Annotated in this window: 27 protein-coding genes; 3 read left to right on the top strand and 24 right to left on the bottom strand. The window is 50.9% G+C overall.

The window, feature by feature from the left end:
• Positions 1-104 precede the first annotated feature (104 nt).
• The 24 genes from LKE88_RS00685 to LKE88_RS00570 form a co-directional block, all read right to left on the bottom strand.
• On the bottom strand, positions 105-1,898 hold the full coding sequence (locus LKE88_RS00685) for a minor capsid protein (RefSeq protein WP_276802374.1): 1,794 nt from the start codon (positions 1,896-1,898) through the stop codon (positions 105-107).
• A gap of 15 nt (positions 1,899-1,913) precedes the next feature.
• The gene (locus LKE88_RS00680; protein ID WP_276802373.1) at positions 1,914-2,882 is read right to left on the bottom strand and encodes a major capsid protein; all 969 of its coding nucleotides are present in this window, start codon (positions 2,880-2,882) and stop codon (positions 1,914-1,916) included.
• A gap of 13 nt (positions 2,883-2,895) precedes the next feature.
• On the bottom strand, positions 2,896-3,516 hold the full coding sequence (locus LKE88_RS00675) for a phage scaffolding protein (RefSeq protein WP_276802372.1): 621 nt from the start codon (positions 3,514-3,516) through the stop codon (positions 2,896-2,898).
• Positions 3,517-3,567: 51 nt separating this feature from the next.
• Positions 3,568-3,744 carry a hypothetical protein gene (locus LKE88_RS00670; RefSeq protein ID WP_276802371.1) on the bottom strand — a complete coding sequence of 59 codons (177 nt, stop codon included), beginning with the start codon at positions 3,742-3,744 and terminating at the stop codon, positions 3,568-3,570.
• On the bottom strand, positions 3,737-5,164 hold the full coding sequence (locus LKE88_RS00665; RefSeq protein ID WP_276802370.1) for a phage portal protein: 1,428 nt from the start codon (positions 5,162-5,164) through the stop codon (positions 3,737-3,739). Before LKE88_RS00665 ends, LKE88_RS00670 begins: the two co-directional genes overlap by 8 nt.
• A gap of 5 nt (positions 5,165-5,169) precedes the next feature.
• The gene (locus tag LKE88_RS00660) at positions 5,170-6,423 is read right to left on the bottom strand and encodes a PBSX family phage terminase large subunit (RefSeq protein ID WP_276802368.1); all 1,254 of its coding nucleotides are present in this window, start codon (positions 6,421-6,423) and stop codon (positions 5,170-5,172) included.
• Entirely contained in the window at positions 6,423-6,878 is a 456-nt protein-coding gene (locus LKE88_RS00655) for a terminase small subunit (RefSeq protein WP_276802367.1), read from the bottom strand. The genes LKE88_RS00660 and LKE88_RS00655 overlap by 1 nt, the downstream gene beginning before the upstream one ends.
• 228 nt (positions 6,879-7,106) lie before the next feature.
• Positions 7,107-7,640, bottom strand: a complete 534-nt coding sequence (locus LKE88_RS00650; RefSeq protein ID WP_248604836.1) for a hypothetical protein — start codon at positions 7,638-7,640, stop codon at positions 7,107-7,109.
• Positions 7,641-7,656: 16 nt separating this feature from the next.
• The gene (locus LKE88_RS00645) at positions 7,657-8,286 is read right to left on the bottom strand and encodes a DUF3310 domain-containing protein (RefSeq protein ID WP_211219243.1); all 630 of its coding nucleotides are present in this window, start codon (positions 8,284-8,286) and stop codon (positions 7,657-7,659) included.
• A 178-nt stretch (positions 8,287-8,464) separates the two neighbouring features.
• Positions 8,465-8,689, bottom strand: a complete 225-nt coding sequence (locus LKE88_RS00640) for a hypothetical protein (RefSeq protein ID WP_026385481.1) — start codon at positions 8,687-8,689, stop codon at positions 8,465-8,467.
• Positions 8,686-8,928, bottom strand: a complete 243-nt coding sequence (locus LKE88_RS00635; RefSeq protein ID WP_276802361.1) for a hypothetical protein — start codon at positions 8,926-8,928, stop codon at positions 8,686-8,688. Before LKE88_RS00635 ends, LKE88_RS00640 begins: the two co-directional genes overlap by 4 nt.
• Positions 8,929-8,980: 52 nt before the next feature.
• Positions 8,981-9,160, bottom strand: a complete 180-nt coding sequence (locus LKE88_RS00630; protein WP_276802359.1) for a hypothetical protein — start codon at positions 9,158-9,160, stop codon at positions 8,981-8,983.
• Positions 9,157-9,510 carry a hypothetical protein gene (locus LKE88_RS00625; protein WP_276802358.1) on the bottom strand — a complete coding sequence of 118 codons (354 nt, stop codon included), beginning with the start codon at positions 9,508-9,510 and terminating at the stop codon, positions 9,157-9,159. The genes LKE88_RS00630 and LKE88_RS00625 overlap by 4 nt, the downstream gene beginning before the upstream one ends.
• A gap of 38 nt (positions 9,511-9,548) precedes the next feature.
• Positions 9,549-9,989, bottom strand: coding sequence for a hypothetical protein (locus tag LKE88_RS00620; protein WP_276802356.1), 441 nt, complete (start codon positions 9,987-9,989; stop codon positions 9,549-9,551).
• Positions 9,990-10,206: 217 nt separating this feature from the next.
• Positions 10,207-12,255 (bottom strand): AAA family ATPase, encoded by a 2,049-nt coding sequence (locus LKE88_RS00615; protein ID WP_276802354.1) that lies wholly within the window; start codon positions 12,253-12,255, stop codon positions 10,207-10,209.
• Positions 12,252-13,850: a DEAD/DEAH box helicase gene (locus LKE88_RS00610; RefSeq protein WP_276802352.1), complete on the bottom strand. Its 1,599-nt coding sequence runs from the start codon at positions 13,848-13,850 to the stop codon at positions 12,252-12,254. Before LKE88_RS00610 ends, LKE88_RS00615 begins: the two co-directional genes overlap by 4 nt.
• A gap of 6 nt (positions 13,851-13,856) precedes the next feature.
• A complete protein-coding gene (locus tag LKE88_RS00605; protein ID WP_276802351.1) occupies positions 13,857-14,375 on the bottom strand; it encodes a hypothetical protein in 519 nt (172 codons plus the stop codon).
• A 15-nt stretch (positions 14,376-14,390) separates the two neighbouring features.
• Positions 14,391-15,422 carry an ATP-binding protein gene (locus LKE88_RS00600; RefSeq protein WP_276802349.1) on the bottom strand — a complete coding sequence of 344 codons (1,032 nt, stop codon included), beginning with the start codon at positions 15,420-15,422 and terminating at the stop codon, positions 14,391-14,393.
• 12 nt (positions 15,423-15,434) lie between these two features.
• Positions 15,435-16,700 (bottom strand): AAA family ATPase, encoded by a 1,266-nt coding sequence (locus LKE88_RS00595; RefSeq protein ID WP_276802347.1) that lies wholly within the window; start codon positions 16,698-16,700, stop codon positions 15,435-15,437.
• Positions 16,701-16,802: 102 nt separating this feature from the next.
• On the bottom strand, positions 16,803-16,928 hold the full coding sequence (locus tag LKE88_RS00590; RefSeq protein ID WP_276802345.1) for a hypothetical protein: 126 nt from the start codon (positions 16,926-16,928) through the stop codon (positions 16,803-16,805).
• On the bottom strand, positions 16,918-17,226 hold the full coding sequence (locus tag LKE88_RS00585) for a hypothetical protein (RefSeq protein ID WP_276802343.1): 309 nt from the start codon (positions 17,224-17,226) through the stop codon (positions 16,918-16,920). Before LKE88_RS00585 ends, LKE88_RS00590 begins: the two co-directional genes overlap by 11 nt.
• Entirely contained in the window at positions 17,216-17,677 is a 462-nt protein-coding gene (locus LKE88_RS00580) for a helix-turn-helix domain-containing protein (RefSeq protein WP_276802341.1), read from the bottom strand. Before LKE88_RS00580 ends, LKE88_RS00585 begins: the two co-directional genes overlap by 11 nt.
• Entirely contained in the window at positions 17,677-17,973 is a 297-nt protein-coding gene (locus LKE88_RS00575) for a helix-turn-helix domain-containing protein (RefSeq protein ID WP_276802339.1), read from the bottom strand. Before LKE88_RS00575 ends, LKE88_RS00580 begins: the two co-directional genes overlap by 1 nt.
• A 41-nt stretch (positions 17,974-18,014) precedes the next feature.
• Complete coding sequence (locus LKE88_RS00570; RefSeq protein ID WP_074739144.1) at positions 18,015-18,218, bottom strand: helix-turn-helix transcriptional regulator; 204 nt, start codon at positions 18,216-18,218, stop codon at positions 18,015-18,017.
• A 151-nt stretch (positions 18,219-18,369) separates the two neighbouring features.
• Here LKE88_RS00570 and LKE88_RS00565 point away from each other — a divergent pair, with 151 nt between their 5' ends.
• The 3 genes from LKE88_RS00565 (at position 18,370) to LKE88_RS00555 (ending at position 20,090) form a co-directional block, all read left to right on the top strand.
• Positions 18,370-18,768, top strand: coding sequence for a helix-turn-helix domain-containing protein (locus tag LKE88_RS00565; protein WP_276802337.1), 399 nt, complete (start codon positions 18,370-18,372; stop codon positions 18,766-18,768).
• Entirely contained in the window at positions 18,765-19,034 is a 270-nt protein-coding gene (locus tag LKE88_RS00560) for a hypothetical protein (RefSeq protein ID WP_276802335.1), read from the top strand. Before LKE88_RS00565 ends, LKE88_RS00560 begins: the two co-directional genes overlap by 4 nt.
• A 75-nt stretch (positions 19,035-19,109) precedes the next feature.
• The gene (locus LKE88_RS00555; protein ID WP_276802333.1) at positions 19,110-20,090 is read left to right on the top strand and encodes an exonuclease domain-containing protein; all 981 of its coding nucleotides are present in this window, start codon (positions 19,110-19,112) and stop codon (positions 20,088-20,090) included.
• Positions 20,091-20,110 lie beyond the last annotated feature (20 nt).

Raw genomic sequence — 20,110 nt, 5'->3', positions numbered from 1 at the left:
CGGTAAAAATATCAAAAGGAATCCCTTTTGGAAATGCGTCACAGTAGGGACATCCCCGCATATCTTCCCGCGGATAAACCACATAATGCTTACAGCACCTACATCTATTTATCGGAAACATATTCCAAGACTCCTTCCTTTTTTAACAAATTTACCACGGTTTTGGCATATTTGCAAGGGATTTTACGAAGCCATGCAGCAAGTGCATCTGCTGTAAATTCATACACATCAAAGGCTGAATTACCAGTAAGATATTTCCCAAACTTTCTTTGGTATAAAAGATGGAGTTTGGAACGAGGATGGTTATCCAGGAATTCCTGAGTTGCACAATGTGCCCATTCATGAGCAGCTATAAATTTTAAATCTGCTTTAGAAGGCAATATGTTTCGTTTTATAAATTCTTTGATTCCATCCTCAGCTAACAACTTCGAATTAAAATAATTTGCATTAAGGATTAAATGCTGACCAACCACTTCAGCAAAATCTGAAAATCCCAAATCTATGACGGTAATTTTGTTCAGTTTACCAACATTGTCATAGGCTTCATTCAATTCTTGAAAATATTCCAAGAACGGTTCGATAACATCAGCATTTTTCAATGCTGCAGCATCAAAAGCATTGACATTCATGACATCGTTTACGAATTTTTTTACTCGTTCGACACCTTCCTGATCCTCTGCGATTTTATACCGCGGATCAGTCAAGTCAAAGGTAATGGGCTCTTTCAGCTTCTTTTCAGTAGCCAGCCTATGAGGGATTTTCTCCCCTTCATACACCTTCACCGCGTCTCCGCCATTGCTTTCCGGTGTGATATCCACCAGGACCGCCTTGCCGGCATGAGGATTCTTTGGGAGCACCTGGGCCTTCACCACATACTTATCGTGCCATTGGCTATAGGTCATGTCTGCCGGCACATAGTAGTTCCGCCCTTTTTCGTCCCTGGCAATCCGCTTGCCTTCCTGTTTGTGCCCGTCTTCAGGACCGTACAGGCTGCCGGCAATAGTAGACCGGCAATTCGGGTGCAGGGGCGGCAAATTGTCCCCAGGAGAGGCTTCTTCCACACTTACGATACGTCCATCGTGTTCCCGGCAAATCGGCGTTGTACGGTTGTCCAGGGTGGCAATGAACCGGTAGTAATCCATGCCAGAAGCCCGGATGCTGTCCAGGGCCGCCCGGTTCTCCACATAGTTGAGTTCCGTCCGAACCAGGCGGGTGGCGTTTTTAGTAGAGACGTTCATCCGCTGGGCGATCCGCTTGGAAACAGCCTCGACAGACTCTCCTCTGTGGACGGCAGTAACCATTTCCTGTTTTAAAGTCTGCCCCAACAGTTTCTGATTCTTCCAGATCCGTTCTGAGTAATTTTTCCCGCTCCAGCGATCCCGCAGCACATCTTCCAGACTTTTGCTGGAAACCACCACCCGGGGAGATTTCAGCCCTACCGTGCGTCCGATTTCGTACATGGACTGGTAATAGTTGTCCTTGTAGGCATCAGAGAGGAACTTCTTCATGGAAGCGCTGGTCTTCCGGCCCAGGCTGTCCAGCTCCATCACCGTATCTGAATACAGCTTGTCCAGCCGGCTGATCCGGCTGCGCATGGCAAGGGTGTTGAGTTCCTTCAGGAGCCCCGTATTTCCAGCATTGATCTGTTTCACATACTCCTGGATAGTGTAGCGCCATTCCCGGAATTCCTGCCCCTGGAGAAGCTTTCTGGCTTCCACCTGACTCAGATGATTGTCAGCAGCGAATCGTCCGTAAAGGGCCTGGATATCTTTCTGGATTTCAGCCAGCGACCTGGCATAGTACCGGGCCAGTTCTTTTTCAATGGTCTCTTGGGACTTCTTGTGCCAGGCCCGTTCCCTTGCATCGGCCCGCCTGGCCCAGTACTTTTCGCTGTTCATCCAGAATCACTCCCATCAGCCCAGTTTGTGTTTAATGGCTACCAGGCGCACCTGCTTCGGTTCGTATACCAGGTTCCAGTTGGTCCCGTTGGCCAGTTCTGCCCGGGTAGGAGATTCTACAGCGGCGCGGGCCTTATTGGTCCAGGCAACGCCCCGGGGATGCATGATGATGGCATGGCGGTTGTACAGGATATTGACGCCAGCGCCCAGGTTCGGATCCCGATCCACTTCCGTCTGCACAAAGTCCACAGGGGTCCCTTCCCCGAAAGCAATGGCACCCTGGCCAAAGAGATAAGTAGTATAGACGCCATCTGCCACAGGGCAGCCATCATCCACGATCACCCGACGGTCCTGGTAAGTATCGAATTCCACAGAGTTGGAATCCCGTTCCGTTACGATCAGGTTCTGCTTCTTCAGGTAGGCTTTGGTAGCAGAATGCATGGCTACCGCCGTCAGCCGGTCCTGGGCGTCTCCCATCAGCTGCAGACCGTCAATAAAGGCGGAAGCAGAGATGTTGGCCGCTTTGCCGGTACCGCTGGACAGATCCAGCACATGGCTCTTCATGGAAGTGGAGGCGAATACACCAGCCAGGATAGCCAGCAGTTCCTTCTGGTACTGGCGGGCCCAGTAATCTGCCACCAAGTTCCCAATGGCTGCCATAGGATCAGATCCAGCTAGGGCGCCGGATAAGTTAGTGGCGCTCCATGCATTCTGCCGCATGATGGTGGTGGATACATCCTTGTTGGACGTAATTTTGTTCTGTTCGATTTTCGTGCCTTCCACGATGTTCTGGGCATCGCCATTCAGATCTTCGAAGAAAGGCATATTATGAGTCCGGGCCGCTTCACTGGCCAGGGCATCGAATTCCGCAGTCCGCTGGATAATGCCGGACTGAAACAGGGCAGAGCGTTCTGCCGTATGGTTGATCACATAAGGGGTAAACAATTCAGGGACGATAACGTCCGCAAGAGTCGTACCAGGCATAAATCTTTCCTCCTTAAATCTTTACCCCAGCCGCGGCGGCCATTTCCCGGGCTTGTTCGGGGTTTTCTCTCAGCATTTGGCCTTGTTTCGTCAGGTTGAAGGTCTCTTTGGCAAAGGGATTGTCAACCTGCGGACCCGTACCGCCATGGGGCTGGTAAGGATTCGTTTTTTCCTGCTTGAACAGGAAGGGCTTCTCTTTCATGAGAGCTTCCACCTGTTCCTTCAGGCCGGAGACTTTTCCGTCTTCTCCCAGGACGATGGCATCACGTTTGATCAGGCCGGAAACAATATCCAGATCCTGGACAGAATCTCCCAGGGCCAGCTTGATGGCACTGTCCATCTGGAGAGCCTTGAACCGCGCGTCCGCGGCTTCCTTCTGTTCTTTATTGGCTTTCTGGAGCCCTTCGATTTGGGCTTTCAGCTGTTCGTTGTCTCCCACTGCCTTTTTCAGGGTGGTCAGCTGTTTGTCCCGGTCAGCGATCTGGGCCGTCAGGTCCTTATTTTTCTCATTTACTTCGTTGAAGCGAGACTTCGGGATGTAAGCCCCGTCCAGAAAGCTTTTTACGTGGCTCGTGGCCGTTTCCATCTGATCAGCCTGGATGCCCAGCTGTTTCAGCAGTTCTTCAATGTTCATAGGTATCTCCTTCCGGTTTTTACCGAGGTTGACCTGCCTCGAGAGGGGATTTTAGATTGCTTCGGTTCCCGTTGTGGCAGCGGCAGCAGTAGTGGCTCCGTATGCCTTTTTGGTCTCCAGGCATTCCTGGATCATTCGACAGATTTCATATTCGTTCCGGTCCTTTACTTTGGATATCGGGAAATCTGCCCCAAACTGATCAATGTAAGCCAACAGCAGTTTAAGCATCTCCATCACCTCCTTCATCCTTCAAATCATCATAGGGATCCAGCTTGTCAGCCTGGGCTTTTTCCTCGGCTTCCAGCTCTTTTTCTTCGTCACTCACATCTTCCACAAAAGGATGATTCTTCAGCAGCGTCTTCCGGCTCACGATGCCTTCAGATTTGGCGCACATGTCAACCAGTTCGGCGTCGTTCCGAATGGCCGTCCTGGTCCATGTCTGGATGATGCCACCCTTTGTCCTGGCTAAATCTTCCTTGCCATGGAACCGGAGAATGGCCCGGATCAGCTCATTAAAGCTCAGGGAGAATTCCGTCTCTGTCATGCCTGCCTTCAATTCCAGGAGAGCATACAGAAATTTCATGGCTTCTCCGGAGGTTTTGTCCATCCCCTGCTGCTCCGGATCCACGCCCTGGCCCATGGAGAAAATGGCCTTTCGGGTAATGTCCAGCATCTTGTCCCTAGCTTCTACCGGGATATTGATGGTCAGCGTGGACACATTGCCGCCGGATCCAGTGCCCCCGTCTTCCAGGCTGATGGCTTTGTAATACTTCAGATCTTTCAGGAATTTCCCCAGATCTTCTCCGCCATAGTTGGTCAGGACGAAGATCACTTCCTGGATATCTTCCAGGTCATTCAGGAAGCCGGAGAAAACCCGGTCATAACAGTCAATCAGCTTCTTGACCTGTGCCAGATCACTTGTAGAATGGCTGTTGTTCTGGAAAGGGATAAACGGCACCCTGCCGAAATCGTGGTCAAAAACATTGGTGTTACCGTCCGGCAGACCGATGAGGAAGGCCCCGGTGGCGAACCTGGCCCAGGGAACCAGACTGCTCAGCCCTTCATCATTCCGTTTTTTGTAGGTCTGGCACTGCCGGTCATCCCAGATTTCATACAGATCCCACATGTGGCCGTCATCATCAATATCCTGATAGGCCCGCAGGCAGGCCGCCAGGCTGTGATCCAGATCAGAGGACCATACCGGGATTACCTCTTCGGACGGAACCACACCCCAGTGGAACTCGTTGTCGTTGCCTTTCCAGTAATGGACCCAGCCAATGCCGGCATTGCAGGCATTCACGCACAGTTCCATGCACTTCTTCTTGTAGGCATCTCCCAGATCTATGGAGATCTGCTCATTGGCTTCCTTGTCTTTTACGTCAAAAAGAGGCGGGGCCGTGAACATGTAGGAAGCCTTCTGATTTACCAGAAGCTGATAGAAAGAAAAGGGAATCCGGTTGTCTGCATTCCGCAGCGGATTCTCCATAGCCGATTCCCCGTTTTGGACTTCCTGCTTCTGTTTCTTCGGAGCATATAAAATATCATTATTGACCAGGTAATACCGCTTGGCCGTCATAGCCTGGGCAATGAAAGCTCCATGCCCGGCTGTATATTTTTTGATGAGCTGTTTGGCAGCTTCAATATTCATTAATCTCACCTCAGTATCCTGGCACGGCCATGAGGCATGCAGGGCTGCAGCCCATACCGCACAGCATCAATGGCGTGGTTGTTTTTATCTGGGAAGGCATTGATGATCTGCCCGTCCCGGTTTCTCTCGTATTCGTACCCGCTGAACTCCCGCCAGGCATTGGGACAGCGGTTCTGATCAATATAGATATGTGCCCGGGACTGGAGCCAGTTGATACCGAATCTGACGCTGTCCGGGCCCTTTCTGGCCCCGTTTACATTGGTCCCATACTCCCGCATCTCATAGATGCTTTTCGGCTCTGCAGAGTCCCCCAGGATTCTCACAGCAGGATACTTTCGGTTAATCAGTTCCGCCGCATTCCGGTTGGTCAGCTTCTGCTGATAGATTTCATCGAAGATGTACAGATCTTCATGTTTAGCGTCGTAGTGCATGGCCACAAAGGCCAGCGGATCCACAGCAAAGCCAAAGTCCAGACCAAAATATCTGCGATCAAACTGTCCAATCTGTTCTACCGTCATGGGTAGCGCTTCCACATTGTCGAACACAGCCCCGCCGGTGCCGGTCACTTCCCCAAGGTAAACATGCTTGTAGAGTGTTTCGTTTTTCTGCTTCAGCTTTTCTGCTTCCAGGAAGAACTGTTCCCCCAGCCATTCCCTGGGAACGTCCAAGTAGGAAGATGTATGAACAATCCGGTCCGGCATATCCACCAGGGCATCCTGATTCACCCATGAATCTCTGGATTTTGGTGGGTTATAAGAATAGAAAACCCAGTATTCCGGCCCGCCCCGGAGCAGGGACCGTAGTGTAGTGTCAATTTCTGAAGGCCCGGAGAACTCTGCCAGTTCCTCGAACCACACAATGCCAAAATAGCCATTGGAACACTTGATAGACTTCCCTTTGTTCTCTTCATCTAGGCCCCGGAACAGGATTTTCTGCCCGGTCGGCAGGTAGGTCAGCTCCAAGGGTGAAAAGGTCTTTTTCCAGTAGGCTGCCACCCCCAGCTGCTGTATGGCCCACAAGAGCTGTTCAAAAATGGAGTTTCTGGCCGTGTTTCCGACTTTCCGGAATGCCACTCCGTTCACATTTGGATGCTTCATCATCTGAAGGATAATTTCCACACTGATGAAGGAGGATTTCGTGCTGCCACGGCCGCCCCGCAGCCAGTAATGGGTGTAGTCATGGTGTTTCACTGCCCGGTGCAGGCCATAGAAAGATGGAGCCAGGAGGCTGGATAAGCTCACACGAACTGCATCACTCATTACCCCCGCCCCCTTTCATCAATATCATCTACTATCACTGGGACAGGCGCATTTTCCAGCTTCAGCTTGTCGTTATAGATGCCATAAACCCTGCCCAGCAGTTCCGCTGCCTTGTTCCGGTCCCGGCTGGCAACCCTCACCTGCATTTTTCTGGCAGAGCTCCGGCCGTCTCCAGTGCCTTCCACAACAACAGTTTCATCCATCTGCTGGCCTCTCATGACTGCCGTCAGATACTCTAGCACTTCAGTGGCATCCGCCGTCCTCTGGCTCTTCAGTTCGGCCAGCCGGGCGTCAATGGCGGATTTAATCCTAGGTTTTCCTAGGTTCTCCAATCCTATTGCCTCAGCCGTCTTTTTCGAGTACCCGGCCTTCCTTGCTGCTTCCGTGGCATTCCCACCGGTTTCGATGTAATAGTCCACAAATTTGGTCTGTTTTTCAGTTAACTTGTGACTCATTACATCACCACCTAAATAAAAAAGACGCCCTGACGGACGTCTTCAATAAGCATATGAAGAAGGGGCCCATGCCAGGCCCCTTTCCTCCTAGGTTGTGGATCTCAGGAGGCATTGAGTAGGAAGTGCAGGAGCTCGGCAGATTTCAAGTCTGCTGCCCCCCAAACTTTCACACTACTATTGTACCATGTTAAAAGCGGCATTTCTGTCGATTTCTGTCGAAATGTGTGCCTAGAGAATTTCACCCTGTTCCTCGCTGGTATCCAGCTCCAGTACTCCCTGGATAGGAGAAGCCTCTGCCCCGTAAACAATTCCCGTTAGGATGTCCAGGGCCCTGCTGTACTGTCGCCGACAGTAGCTGGTGTCCTCTTCTCCCAGCCGGTTGGCGATCTGTACCCAGGTCAGCCGGCGGGTCTTGTATCCGCTCTTCCATCGAAGAATCCTGGCATAGTCTCCCGGCATCCGTTGGAGGCCTTTGTCCACCCGTTCCATCAGCAGCTTTTGGTCATAGAACTTTTTCTTTTTGGCTTCCAGCCGGGTTTCCAGTTCTTCCTGGCGCAGGCAGAAGGATTCTTCCGGGCTGGCCTTGGAACCCCCGCCATTTTCGCTGTCAGGGCCATATCTGGTTGTTTTCGGTCCCGGGATAGTATGGAGTGCAGCCGTATCCTGGATGATTTCTTCCTTGAGGATCTCCAGATTGGCTTGCAGTTCATAGCTGCATTCCAGGGCATATTTGATTCTCTTTCGATATTTCTCCTGCACCATCCTGGGGATGCACCTCCTATTTTTTGTCTTCTTTGCCGTACAGATATTCTCGCAGCATCTTGATACACTGGATGGCTTTGTCCAAATCCTGCTTCCCGTTTTTACGGGGATAGCGGTACAGGTATTTGACCGCGCATCCCAGTAGGTAAGCCTCCACACCGGTGGCCGTAGACGTCATGATTTTCACCACTTCGATGGCTTCCACTCCACGAAAGGTATAGTGATCCGGGTGCTTGATCATATCCCCTTCCCGTTTTTTCGGGGGGTCGGTATATTCTTCCCGTAACATTTTAATGCACTCAATCGCCAGGTCCAGGTCATGTGTTCTGTTCCTTCGAGGATAGCGGTAGAGCAATTTTATGATGGCTCTCATCAGATAGCCATCTTTACTTTCGGCTTCCCCGTCCATGATTCGGACAGCCTCGATGGCTTCCCTGCCCCTGAAAGTGTATTGGTCCGGGTGCCGGATTAAATCTCCCATAGGCTTTTTCATCTTGAGATGGTAGGGACATTTGGCCGCAGCCTTCTGGATGGTGTCCCGATAAATCCGACAGCGATAGAGGACGCAGAGCCTCTTGCCGTCCCAGAAGAAATCTTCAAGGTCACAGTAGTCACATTTCACACAGCGTTCCTGTTCAGTGTTCATCGAATATGATTCCTCCTCATAAAATCCCGCATGCACCGGTAGGTGCAGAATCTTTTTACCTGGCGCATGTAGTAAATCCTCCAGGGCCATTTGCCTGTAGTACCTTCGAAGTAGGTCAATTGGCAGTTGGCACACTGGTGGAAAGTACCCACATAGCTCAGCTTGTAATGGTTTTCACTCATAAGCAGCTCAACTCCCTTGAGATGACATTCTCCTCATTTTTCAACCTTTCCCGCAGCTTGCTGATCCGGTCCAGTGCCTGGATTAGCACGTCATGTTCCTGGCTCCTGGTGGCCGTTGGATTAATTTTCATGGACAGATAGGCAAACTCTGCTTCCGCAGTCCCCAATGCATTGCTAATGTTTTGAAGATTGACTTTGAGTTCCAGAAGGGTATCATTCATTTATTTTCCTCCTTTGCAAATTCAGCCATAACCTTTGCAATATGGTCAGTCACCCTCTTAAGCCGGACGTCCCCGAACCCGAATTCCGCCCTCAGGGCATCCCGGCAATCACTGATGCCCAGGTTGTAGATCTGGCTGCTGTACTCCAGCAGCCACAGCCTAAAATCCGGCAGGCTCATAGCCTTAATCTGCTTTAACTGCTGTCGGCTAACACCGGGGATCCTGATTCCCTGTTCCATTATGACAGCGCCTCCTTCATTCGCTCCCATTTCATGCTGTACATGCTCATTTTCATTCCTCCCGATATGGGCAAATAGTCACCTCAAAACATTTCTTTTCAGCACAGCCAGTACATGTCACAAACGGCCAAAGCCTGTCATACTCCTGGAACTCCTTGGGGCTTGCCCACTGACATCCAGTGCAGCGCTTTTTAATTCTGGCTTCCTGCTTTTTGGCGTCCACGACTTTCATGGCTTCCCTCCTGCTTCCCATTCCCTGTAAAGACGGAACCATGCTGATGCTTCCATGGTCACCTTCCATCCGGTCCCGTTTTTCCGATGGAATACAACCGGAATGTGTCCAGTAGTCTTGCCTGCATCCCTGGAAGCCTGGGCCAGGGCATCATCCAGGTTCAGGTGCTCCACCCGTTTGACTTCGATGTGAATGCCCGGTAACCCTACCACATCGGCAGTGCCATCTTCATTGTTTCCACAGTACTGGGCAGAGCGCCTGGCTTCATAGCCCTGTGCCCGGCAGAGCCGGACCACTTCCAGCTCCCCGTTCTTGCCTTTCTTCTTTCCGTTGATCAATGATTTCACCATCCCTTCTTCAACAGATCTTCAACAGCTCTTCAGCAATCTCAGCTCTCCTTTCGGGGGGTATCCATAGATGGATAATTTATGACTTCCTCAATAGCTGCTGCCACAAAGTTGCAAATCGGTTCGTCCAGATGGTAGTCTCCCGTTAAATGGTGCCATCCCTTTCTGTACCTGCATATTCCTTCGTTAATAAAATTTTCGAGATTTTCAAAGCTTGCTAAGGCATCTTTAGTGACTTCCCCTTCTTCTTCCAACTGATATCTGATAAACTCATTGACAAAGTCAGTTGCGTTTACCTTGAAATTCAATTCCCGAATCCAATCGATGTAGGCCAGCTTATCCTGGATACGGTATTCTTCAGCCGTATGTTCCGTATAGGCACAAAACGAATTCCGGATTTGCTGCCTGAATTGGTCAGTCACCACAGACTGAGGAGTAATCCTCACTTCAACGCCTCTTGGAAAGTACAAAATCTTTTCCATTTGTTTTTCTCCTTTCGTTAACCATTTTTTATAATACGTTAACACTTTTAAATTTCTGGAAATCACTTTTCAATGTGTCTGCCTGATGGATAGGAGAGGGACATGTGTGTGGGGAGATTTCATCCCCACACATGTTCCCCTATCCCATCAAGGACACATATAGGAATGGACATGACTATATATATAAACTGTCGTGTCCACATGCGAATAATAATTATCAATTATTATTCTTTACAAGATACCCATCTCGGGACATTAATTCCGTCTGTTCTTTTAGGTATCGCTTGAGTGTTTTGACCGAAATTTCCAGGTATTCCGCTACATCTTCCATCGAAGCTTCTCCAGCTTCGTTCACACAGCAATCAAAAGCAGCCGGGAGCATTTCCTGCTTGCTTCTGGATTTTGCCTGCCGGGCTTTGACTCCTTCCTTACGTCCGTCTTCCCGAATGGTTTCGATGCTGCCCTCTTCCGCTGCCATGGACAGAAGGCCGCTGGCATCCGGTATGTGAATGGGATACTGGAAGAACACATTAACCGGCGGAAATTTGGGGAACTCCCGGAGAGTCCCGTCAATCCGCCAGGCGGTAGAAATGTCGTCTGGATCCTGGTTCTTCACCCGCAGCTGGATCATATCCAGCATGGCATCCGGGTCCCGGGCAAATACCCCGCTGCCGCTGGCCCGGTCCATGGACTTCTTGAAGCCCTGGTTCCCCTTACTGTGGTGGTGACAGTAAATCACGGCACAGCCCAGTTCCGTGCAGATCTTGTCGAACTGATTACAGAAATGGGCCATCTGGTCAGCGCTGTTTTCGTCTCCTGTGATAACCTTGTAGATCGGATCGATGATTACCGCCATGTATTTCTTGTTAGCGGCTCGCATGATCAGCCTGGGAGCCAGTTTATCCATAGGGATTGCCTTGCCCCTCAGGTTCCAGATGTCGATGTTTCCAAGATTATCCGTAGGCAGCTGGAGAGCTCGGTACACGTCCCGGAACCGGTGCAGGCAGCTAGCCCGGTCCAGTTCCAGGTTTACGTACAATACCCGTCCCTGGGCGCAGTCGAAGCTCCCCAGCCATTTGGTGCCGTTGGCGATGGCAATGGTCAGTTCGATCAGGGCAAAGGATTTCCCCGCCTTGCTGGGCCCGGCGATCAGCATCTTGTGCCCCTGTCGGAGTACCCCGCCAATGAGAGGGTCAGCCAGTTCCGGCATATTATTCCAAACATCGGCCAGGTCTTCCGGGTTGGGCAGATCATCGTTGACAGTCTCGAACCATTCCTTCCATTCCTCCCAGCTTTGTTTCCCGATGTTGGTATCCACCAGGAACTGCTTGTGGTCACCCCGCCAGCAGCCGGGAATCCGGGATAGCCGGGAGGGGTTCCTGTTCTGCTGGTCGATCTGGAGTCCGTTCTTCTGGCAGACCTTGTACAGGGATTCCACGCGCTGCCGATATTCCACCATGTCTTTGGCATCGATCCGCACCAGGGCATGGAGGCTTTTGCCGCCGCTGTAAACCAGAGTGGCTACCGGCAGCTGGAGAATCCGGATGGCTTCGTTCTGCTTTTCCAGGGAGAGGGAATCCGACTCTACCAGGGCATATTTGAAATCCGTCACATCGTCGTTCTTGACCCCTTTGCCATCCAGGGGGTTAATCCGTATCCAGACACCGGCGTTATGGTCATAATCTCCCAGGGCATTGGTGATGTCTCCATTGCATTTCTCCAGGGATTTGATGATTTCCCCGGCTGTCCGGTCCCAGTGGCCTGCATTGGCCGGGATGTATTTTCCGGCCCGTTCGTCCTGCTGGGTGGATTCCGTCACATAACAGATCCGGTCGTTGTAGTCATACAGGGTGGAAAGGAATCTGATCATCTCCTGGACCGGCTTCCAGCTGCTACCCGGTTCGAAAAATTTCTTCCCGGTCAGCAGGTTGGAATTCACCAGGACGCCCTTGTCCGGATCTTCTGTAATCACATCATCCCAGGCCAGCTCCCGGGATTCTTTCTTCTGGCTGCTCCAGCCATTGGCTTTGGCCATTTGAGTGATAGTGGCCCCTGTGATGGGGTTGGGATTGCCCCGGAAGCCGCTCCATTTTCGGGCGCATTCTCCCGGGTGGTAACGCTGAGGATCGTTCTGACTCCACCCGTCCCAGGCCTCCAGGGGAAAGCCTTCCGCCTGGAGACCCATCCCCACCTGCAGCCATTCCTCATAGCTGCAGGCAGCAGGGTCGATATAGGGCAGCAGTTCCACAAGATTGATCCTGCTCATGCTTCAATGTCCTTTTCCGGGTTGTAGGTGGCCGGGATGATCCCTTCCGGGATATGCCAGCCGTTTTCACTGATCTGCCCGATCATGCTGCTGGCAGCAGCAAAGCTCCAGGTCCCCACATGGGGGAACCCCTTCCGTTCCAAGAACCGGATCTGTTTCGGTGTGGAAAGATGGAGCCCTTGTCGTTCCTTTAGCCGGTTAATCAGGAGAGACGCCAGCCCGGCATTGGCCACTTCATCTGCAAAGATGCCGTGGTCCCGCAGGTATTCAATCTGCTTCTGGGAGGCAGGTGCCTTTTCCCAGTCAAAAGTGGGGACATAATCGGATAGGTCTTCGGAAGAAATACTGATGGCGAACTGGATGGGATCCACCAGCTTTCGTTTCCGGGTGCGCATCTCCTGTAGCTCCCGGGCCAGGGCCGCTTCCCGCTGGGCTACGATATCGGTGGCAGCCTTTTCTTCCGCTTCTTCCAAGTCGATGGCTTCCCCTGCTGCTTCTTCCAGGTTGGCTGTCATTTTGTCGGCCACTTCCTGTTTCTTGCAGATCAGGGATGCCGGCCGGCACAGATCGTGGCGGGATGTGTTCCACAGGAAATCCAGGAGCAGCAGTTCCCCTTTCCCTGGAAACAGCCGGGTTCCCCTGCCCACACACTGGCAGTACAGTGCCCGGATCTTGGTGGCCCGCAGCATCACCACGCAGTCCACGGCCGGGCAGTCCCAGCCTTCCGTGAGCAGCATGGCGTTGCAGAGCACGTTGTATTTCCCGGCATCGAAATCCGCCAGGATTTCAGCCCGATCCTGGCTATTCCCATTGACTTCTGCTGCCCGGAACCCGTGCCGGTTCAAGATATCCCGGAACTTCTGGGCAGTGGCTACCAGGGGCAGGAATACCACCGTCTTACGGTCCCTGCAGTACTTTTCCATTTCTGTAGCAATCTGTTCCAGGTAGGGGTCCAGTGCATCCCCCAGCTGGCCGGCAGAATAGTCGCCGGCTGATGTTTTCACCCCCTGGATGTCCAGGGTGAGAGGGATGGTCAGAGCCTTGATCTTGCACAAATATCCGTCATGGATGGCCTGGGGCAGGGTATATTCATAGGCCAGGGAATCGAAATATTCCCCCAGGCAGGCCACATTCTGCCGTTCCGGGGTAGCCGTCACTCCCAGGACGTCTGCATCCTGGAAGTGGTTTAGCACCCGTTGGTAGCTTTCTGCCAAAGCGTGATGGGCTTCGTCGATGATGATAGTGCCATACTCATCCGGCCGGAATTGTTTCAGCCGCTGGGGCTGCATGAGAGTCTGGACACTTCCCACCGTAATCCGGTAGAAGCTATCCAGAGATGTTTCCGGCCCTTTCTCTTTGGCACATTGGAGCCCGGTTGCGCTGGCAATCTTATCCTGCGCTTGATTCAGGAGCTCATCCCGATGTGCTAGGATGAGCACTTTCTTTCCTTTGCTGACCATATCTTTTGCTACCGTAGCAAAACAGATGGTTTTTCCCGTACCGGTAGGAAGGACAAGCAGAGTCCGTTTATGCCCGCTGTTCCATTCGTTTTCTACTGCCTGAACAGCTTCCTTCTGATACGGTCTGAGGCTCATAGCCATTTAGAATGTGCCAGCCTGGAAAGAGGCAGTCGCGGGCGCTGCCGGTGCAGGTTGCTTGATGTCCTTGGGATCGATGAAGTACTTGATGTCGTTGTATTCCTTGCCGTTATAGGTCCGGGGCTTCACATGGCACATCCCGGTGGAGCCAGGGACGGCTTGCCAGTTCATCCGCAGCGGTTCCCCGTGCTTTTTCTGTCCAATGGCCAGGAAGAAAGAAGCCAGGGCCCATTCCTGGGTGCTGTGGAGGTACAGGTTGTGGGGAATTTCTACCACTGGTTCTTCGTCCTCCGGCTTTTCGTAGACCAATACCTTCAGCTGGGCATTCCAGCAGGTCGGGATCTTGCTCCCAGGTTTAGGATTGTACCGCTTTTTCTCAAAACCGGCGATCAGGAACCGGTAATCCCCTTCCGGCAGAATGACATGGGGCTTGCTGCCCCCTTCAGCGGTAATCGTAGAATTCCAGTCCAGTTCGTGTTCCTGATTTTGATTTACAATAGTTCCCATTTCTTCAAAAGCCATTTTTCATTCCTCCTGTTAACTGTTTTGGTCAATAAATGCTTTGATCTGGGGCCAGGCTCCCAGGAGGACGCCTTCCAGGAATTCCTGGTCATAATCCATGATGCTCATGTCTTCCGGATAGTAGCCACGGGCTGCCACTGCCTTCCGAACCTTGTTTTCCGTGATTTTTTCCGTCTTCAGCAGGTCGAACACCTTGCGGATTGTGGCCTGCTTCGGGTCCGCGGCCATGACTTCTTCGGCTGTGACTGCCGGAGGCTGCTGCGGTTTGGCAACTTTTGGCGGTTCCTGCTGCGGTTCCGCAGCAGGGTCAGGAGCCTTCTGGATACCGACTCCTGGGATGAACCGGGCAATGCTTTCGTATTCGAAAGGCATTTCCATGGGTAGTCCCCAGCGGTTCTTGGCGTCCCAGGTGCTGGCATGCTGGGTGTACATAACCCGTTTGCCCCCTACCCCTTTCTTTTTACCGTTGTCATCTGCCACCACTACCGTCTTGTAGTTGATGAACAGCAGTGCATCCGCCCATTCCTTGACGATGGCAGCCGTCTGGGCCGTGGTCTTCTTGTTCAGCTTCAATTCCCACCGGTCGTAGGCTCCCATTTCGTCCGGCTGTTCGAATTTTCGAATCTGGGCATGGGCGTTCAGCACCACATTGATGCCAGCTTTCACGCTCAGGTTCAGGGCTTCTAGCAGTTTGGCGAATTCTTCCAGCAGCTTCACGTACCCGCTGCCGTAGCCGAAATCTTCGATGCTGCCCTTTTTGTTGACGGCGCATACATGCTGGATGCACAGCTTTTCCGCCCAGTCGGCAGTATCCACCACCACCGTCTTGCAGGGTCGCTCCCGATTGATTTGGCTGATCAGGGACAGCAGCATTTCCCAGCTGTTGATGCCCTGGATCCGTTTCACGTCCAGCTGGCTGGTGCTGTCCTCGATATCCAGGAACAGCGGGTCCGGGAAGTGACTGGCAAAAGTGCTTTTCCCAATGCCCTCGGGGCCGTAAACCACAACCTTCTGAGGTCGTTTCAACACTCCACTGGTAATCTCCATTACGATACCTCCTTAAAACGCTCCTGCCGTGAATTTCGGCTTGCTGGGGGCAATTTCATCGGTTGTCCCCTTGACCATTCCGTCTTCGATGATGATGCTGCATTCGGCTCCCGTGGATACCCGGGTGGCGATGACCTGGAGCCCCTGGTCCTTCAGCCATTCTCCGAACTTCTGGAGGGTATCCAGATCCATCTGTTCTAATTTGTCCATCAAGACAAAACCGCATTCCGGGTTCAGCTTCCGGACGATGGCTGTGGCCACCTTAAGCTGTTCTGCTCCGCTCATGCCGTCCCAGGGAATGCTGTTGTAGATCAGCTTGCCTTCTTCCACCGAAAGCCCCGGCAGGGGGAGATCGGCTCCATCCAGTAGGGCCTGTTTTTTGTTCCTGACGTCATCCAGGGCATCCGTTAGCTGGTTGTATTTCAGACTGTAGCTGTCGGCTTCTTCTTCCGCTTTTTTCTTGTCTTCATTGATCCGGATCTTTTGGTTGATTTCTTCAATGTCGGCAATGTTCTTTTCCAGTTCAGCGGTGCTTTCGTCTTGAAGATCTTCAGCTGCTTTTCGGGCAATCATGCAGTCCTGTTCTGCCTTTTCTAGTGCCGTCTTGGCCTGTTCATAAGCTGCCCGGGCCTGCTTCAGTACCTGGTCATAGTGGGCGGCGTTTTCTCGTTTCCTTTGGTTTTCCCCATTTTTTGCCAGGATGGACTGCTGCTGTTTGATCAAATCGCTGGCACTGATGGGAGTTTCCGGCAGGTTCGGGTAACTGGGCATGTTTTTGGCTGCCTTTTCTTTCATATCCCGGTACCGGCCGATTTCCGTCCGCTGGAAGTACAGCTTCTTTTCCTTCTCTTCCAGGGCGGTCAGCTGGTCCCCTACTCCGATGATTTTCAGCAGGGTATCCGCTTTTTCTTTATCGGTGGCAGATAGGAAAGCCGGCAGGTCCAGAGCCAGTTTGCTGATGAAGGCATCCAGGAGCCGCTGTCCGGACTTTTTGCCAGTAGCATCCACTACTTTTAGGGCACTATTCACCCCCTTCCGTTCCACCACCAGGCCATTATCCAACTCGATGTGGATGGAAGGCGGTACCAGGGCCCCGGTCCGCTGAGGGACAGAAGGCCGGTACTTTTCTCCGCCCAGTCCCCACATAATGGCATCCAGGACAGAAGTTTTGCCCTGGCCGTTCTTTCCGCCGATGATGGTAAGGCCGTTGGCAGAAGGTTCCAGCTTGACCGCCTTCACCCGTTTGACGTTCTCGATTTCCAGCGTATTGATTTTCATACTTTTTCCTCCGTGGTATACTAGAGGTGAATCGGGATAGATTCACCAGGTCCGCCAGCACTGCCATGCTGACGGGCCTCTTTGTTTCCGTTCATCATTGGCTTACCCCCAGATTGCCAGGTTGATGGCGACAATAAGCAGGCTGATTGCCCCGAAGAAGCCAATCACGATTCCCTGGAACCGGGGACCCAGGACGTCAAATCCGTCAGTCAACGTATCAATCAGCATCAGGAGCACATCCAAAGCCATCCGGATTATCAAATACGGCAACAGGATCATCGTCACCAGGATTGGTGCATTCTTCGGCGTCTTCTTCATCTTCCTCATCCTTTCCATACTCAGGAAATCCGTCTTCCATCGCATCACAGAGCTCAGAAGCCAATTGCTTCATGTTTTCGAACTTTTCCAGACTTACCAGGACAACTCCGGCGCCATCCAGCGTGAAGAAGTTTTTGGAGGCCTCCATGACCGAATCAAGAAGCACATCCACTTTATCCAGGAATTCGTCCGTAATTTCATACGTCATTTTCATGCCTCCCTATCAATTCCCGCAGATCTATAAACAAGGCATCTGCGATTTTCCACCAGGTTTTGATACTGAAATTTCCGTAGCCATTGAGGACCTTGTTGTAATGACCCTCACTAAGACCCAGGGACAGGCTGAACTGTCTCTTGGATACCCCTCGATGGTGCCGGATTTTTTCCAGGTTTTCCATTCCTGTCCGATGTTCTTCCGGACTGAGGTACAGCAGCAGATTTGGTTCTGTCTTGACCAAGTCACTGAGCCGAAGCCCTAGGGCATGGGCCAACTTGATCAGGTCAGCCGGTTTCGGCTTTTGGATTGCCCCTGCTTCGAACTGCTGCACCCAGCTGGCATCATGACCTATAGCATCGCCGATGTAGGACCCTGACAATCCATTAGCAAGGCGGTAGTATCGGGCATTGGCCCGGATGGTTTCCATCATTGCATCATCCATCACATTCCCTCCTCTGAAATCGCTGTCAAAAGAGCCAGGGCAGCAGAACGGATTCTCTGGTTCCTTGCCCTTTCGTTGGCCAGCTCAGTCTGGAGCTGGCGGAATTGGCACGGGCTGTACTCTTCCTGGTTCTGTTTGAGCTTTGCCAGGGCATATACGTCTTCTGCCCGGAACCGTACTCCTGGCAGATCTTCGAGTTGATTCAGGACGTGCCGATTTCGCATGTCGTAAATGGATGAAATCCCAACATTCAAGATTTCCGCCGCTTCGTCGGCTTTCAGGACTAGTTTCTCCATGGTCATTCCCCCCCTTACAGATTGTTTTATAGAATTATTTTCTAGTCTGAAGGCGCAAAATTAATGTAGTCAGAGGGGAAATTATATGCTTCAGAAATCTTGTGCTGGAAAATAGGATTCACCAGCCCAGGGTTTCTTTCCCATTTAATCAGCGTATCCTTGCTGATTCCAATGGCCTTTGCGCCGTCCAGCAGGGTTAATCCTGCGTTTACTCTCGCTGCACGCAGGGAAATTTGTACCGGCATCATGCTCACCTCCTTTTGGTTCACACGCATAGTATACTAGAATATTTTTCTAGTGTCAAGAAAATGTTTCTAGTTTTATCGTATTTTTGTTGTTTTAAAAAGAAAAATATTCTATAATATAACCATAATCACATTAAGGAGGCACAAGATTATGCCTACATCTGAAGAATTGAGAGCCTTATTTAGTAATAGATTATCTGCTTTGCTCAATGAACATAATATCAATCAGGCTGAGCTGGCTAAAATACTGGGCGTTAGTGAGTCAACTGTTGGGAAATGGATGCTTATGAAGTCTTTGCCTAGAATGGGTATCATTCAAAAGCTATCGGATTATTTTGGTGTTCCAAAAAGCTATTTCCTGGAAGAAGCCGCTGAAAAGAAACAAGCTTACTATCTTGATTCTGAAACTGCCCGGCTGGCTCAGGAATTAAAAGATAATCCTGGACAAAGGATTTTGTTTGACGCATCCAGGGATCTCACTCCTGAAGATATAAAAATAGTCATGACTGTGATAAAAGGTCTCAAAGCAAAGGAAGGATTAGATGAATGACGATCATCTTGACTTATCAATCCCTCCCACCACATGTTCCCGCTCTTGTCCATGCCAACCATGATGATTCATATACGATTATCGTAAACAAAAATCTTTCTGAAGAAGGTCGAAAAGAAGCTGTTAGACACGAAGTTAAGCATATTACCGGCGGCGATTTATACAAGGAAGCCAATGTTAACACCATAGAAGCTTCGTGTCATGGGGATACAAACAATTGTCAGATAAATGAAAATCTGGAAATCTACGTGAAAGATGGGGAATAAGGTGATGCTATGCTTATACTAATCATTATCATTATTTGTGTAATCGTTCACTTGAATAAAAAGGCGAATGAGAAAATGATTGCAGAATCTCCCATGAAGCCGAATGAGCTCGACAGATTCCGGCTCCCTGAAACCAGGGGATTTGCAAGGGTAAGTCTTCCGGTGACAAATGAATACAGGGTCCCGATGGACAGCTTTGTGGCATTTGATGTTGAGACAGCCAATGCACAGCCATACTCCATCTGCAGTATTTCTGCTGTCAAAGTGGAAAACAGGCAGTTCACAGGATCCATCACATCTTTGATCAAACCACCAGAGGCAAAATTCACAAATTCCTATATCCATGGAATTACCTGGTCAAAGGTTCGTAATTCTCCGACCTTCAAGGAATTTTATGAATCTACCTTCCGTGACTTCATCAAAGGGTTCCCCCTGGTTGCACATAATGCAAACTTCGACATGGGCTGTTTAATCTACACTGCGAAAACGGAAGGAATCGTCCTGGATAAACCACTTCTCTTTGCAGATTCTCTGCAGAGTGCCAGATATACATACCGAAACTTGAAGGACTACAAGCTGGACACCATATGCAAATATCTCAACTTCGACTTGAACCATCACGAATCATTGTCGGATGCCAAAGCCTGTGCCCAGATAATGCAGGACACCATTGATAAAGGAACCATCCCCATCATCAAATCCTTGTACAAGTTCTCGGAAGAGCTCTTTGTAAAGAGTGTATTGTATGAAGCTGAGACGTATGTCGGAGGAATCTCCTATGAATCCTTATACAAGGAAAAGCCAAAGAATTACACGAAAGACGATTTCATCCGTGACTTCGTTAATCCTGGTACCTATGCCCGTCTTGTAGATGTTTCCAATGAGATTGAATTGAACAAGCTGCATAAGGTAGATTTGCAGAAGATCTTAGCAGATGCAGGCCTTCCTACGAAGGGCCTGAAAAAGGATCTTATTGCCACCATCATAGAAAAGAAACTTGCACCACCGCTTCCTGCTGATTATGTGCATCAGTACAAAATCAGAGAAGATAAATAAAAAAATCCCTGCCGGTACTG

The sequence above is a fragment of the Acidaminococcus hominis genome, from assembly GCF_022484025.1.
GTDB lineage: Bacteria > Bacillota > Negativicutes > Acidaminococcales > Acidaminococcaceae > Acidaminococcus > Acidaminococcus hominis.
This window is presented reverse-complemented; position numbering and strand designations above follow the sequence as displayed.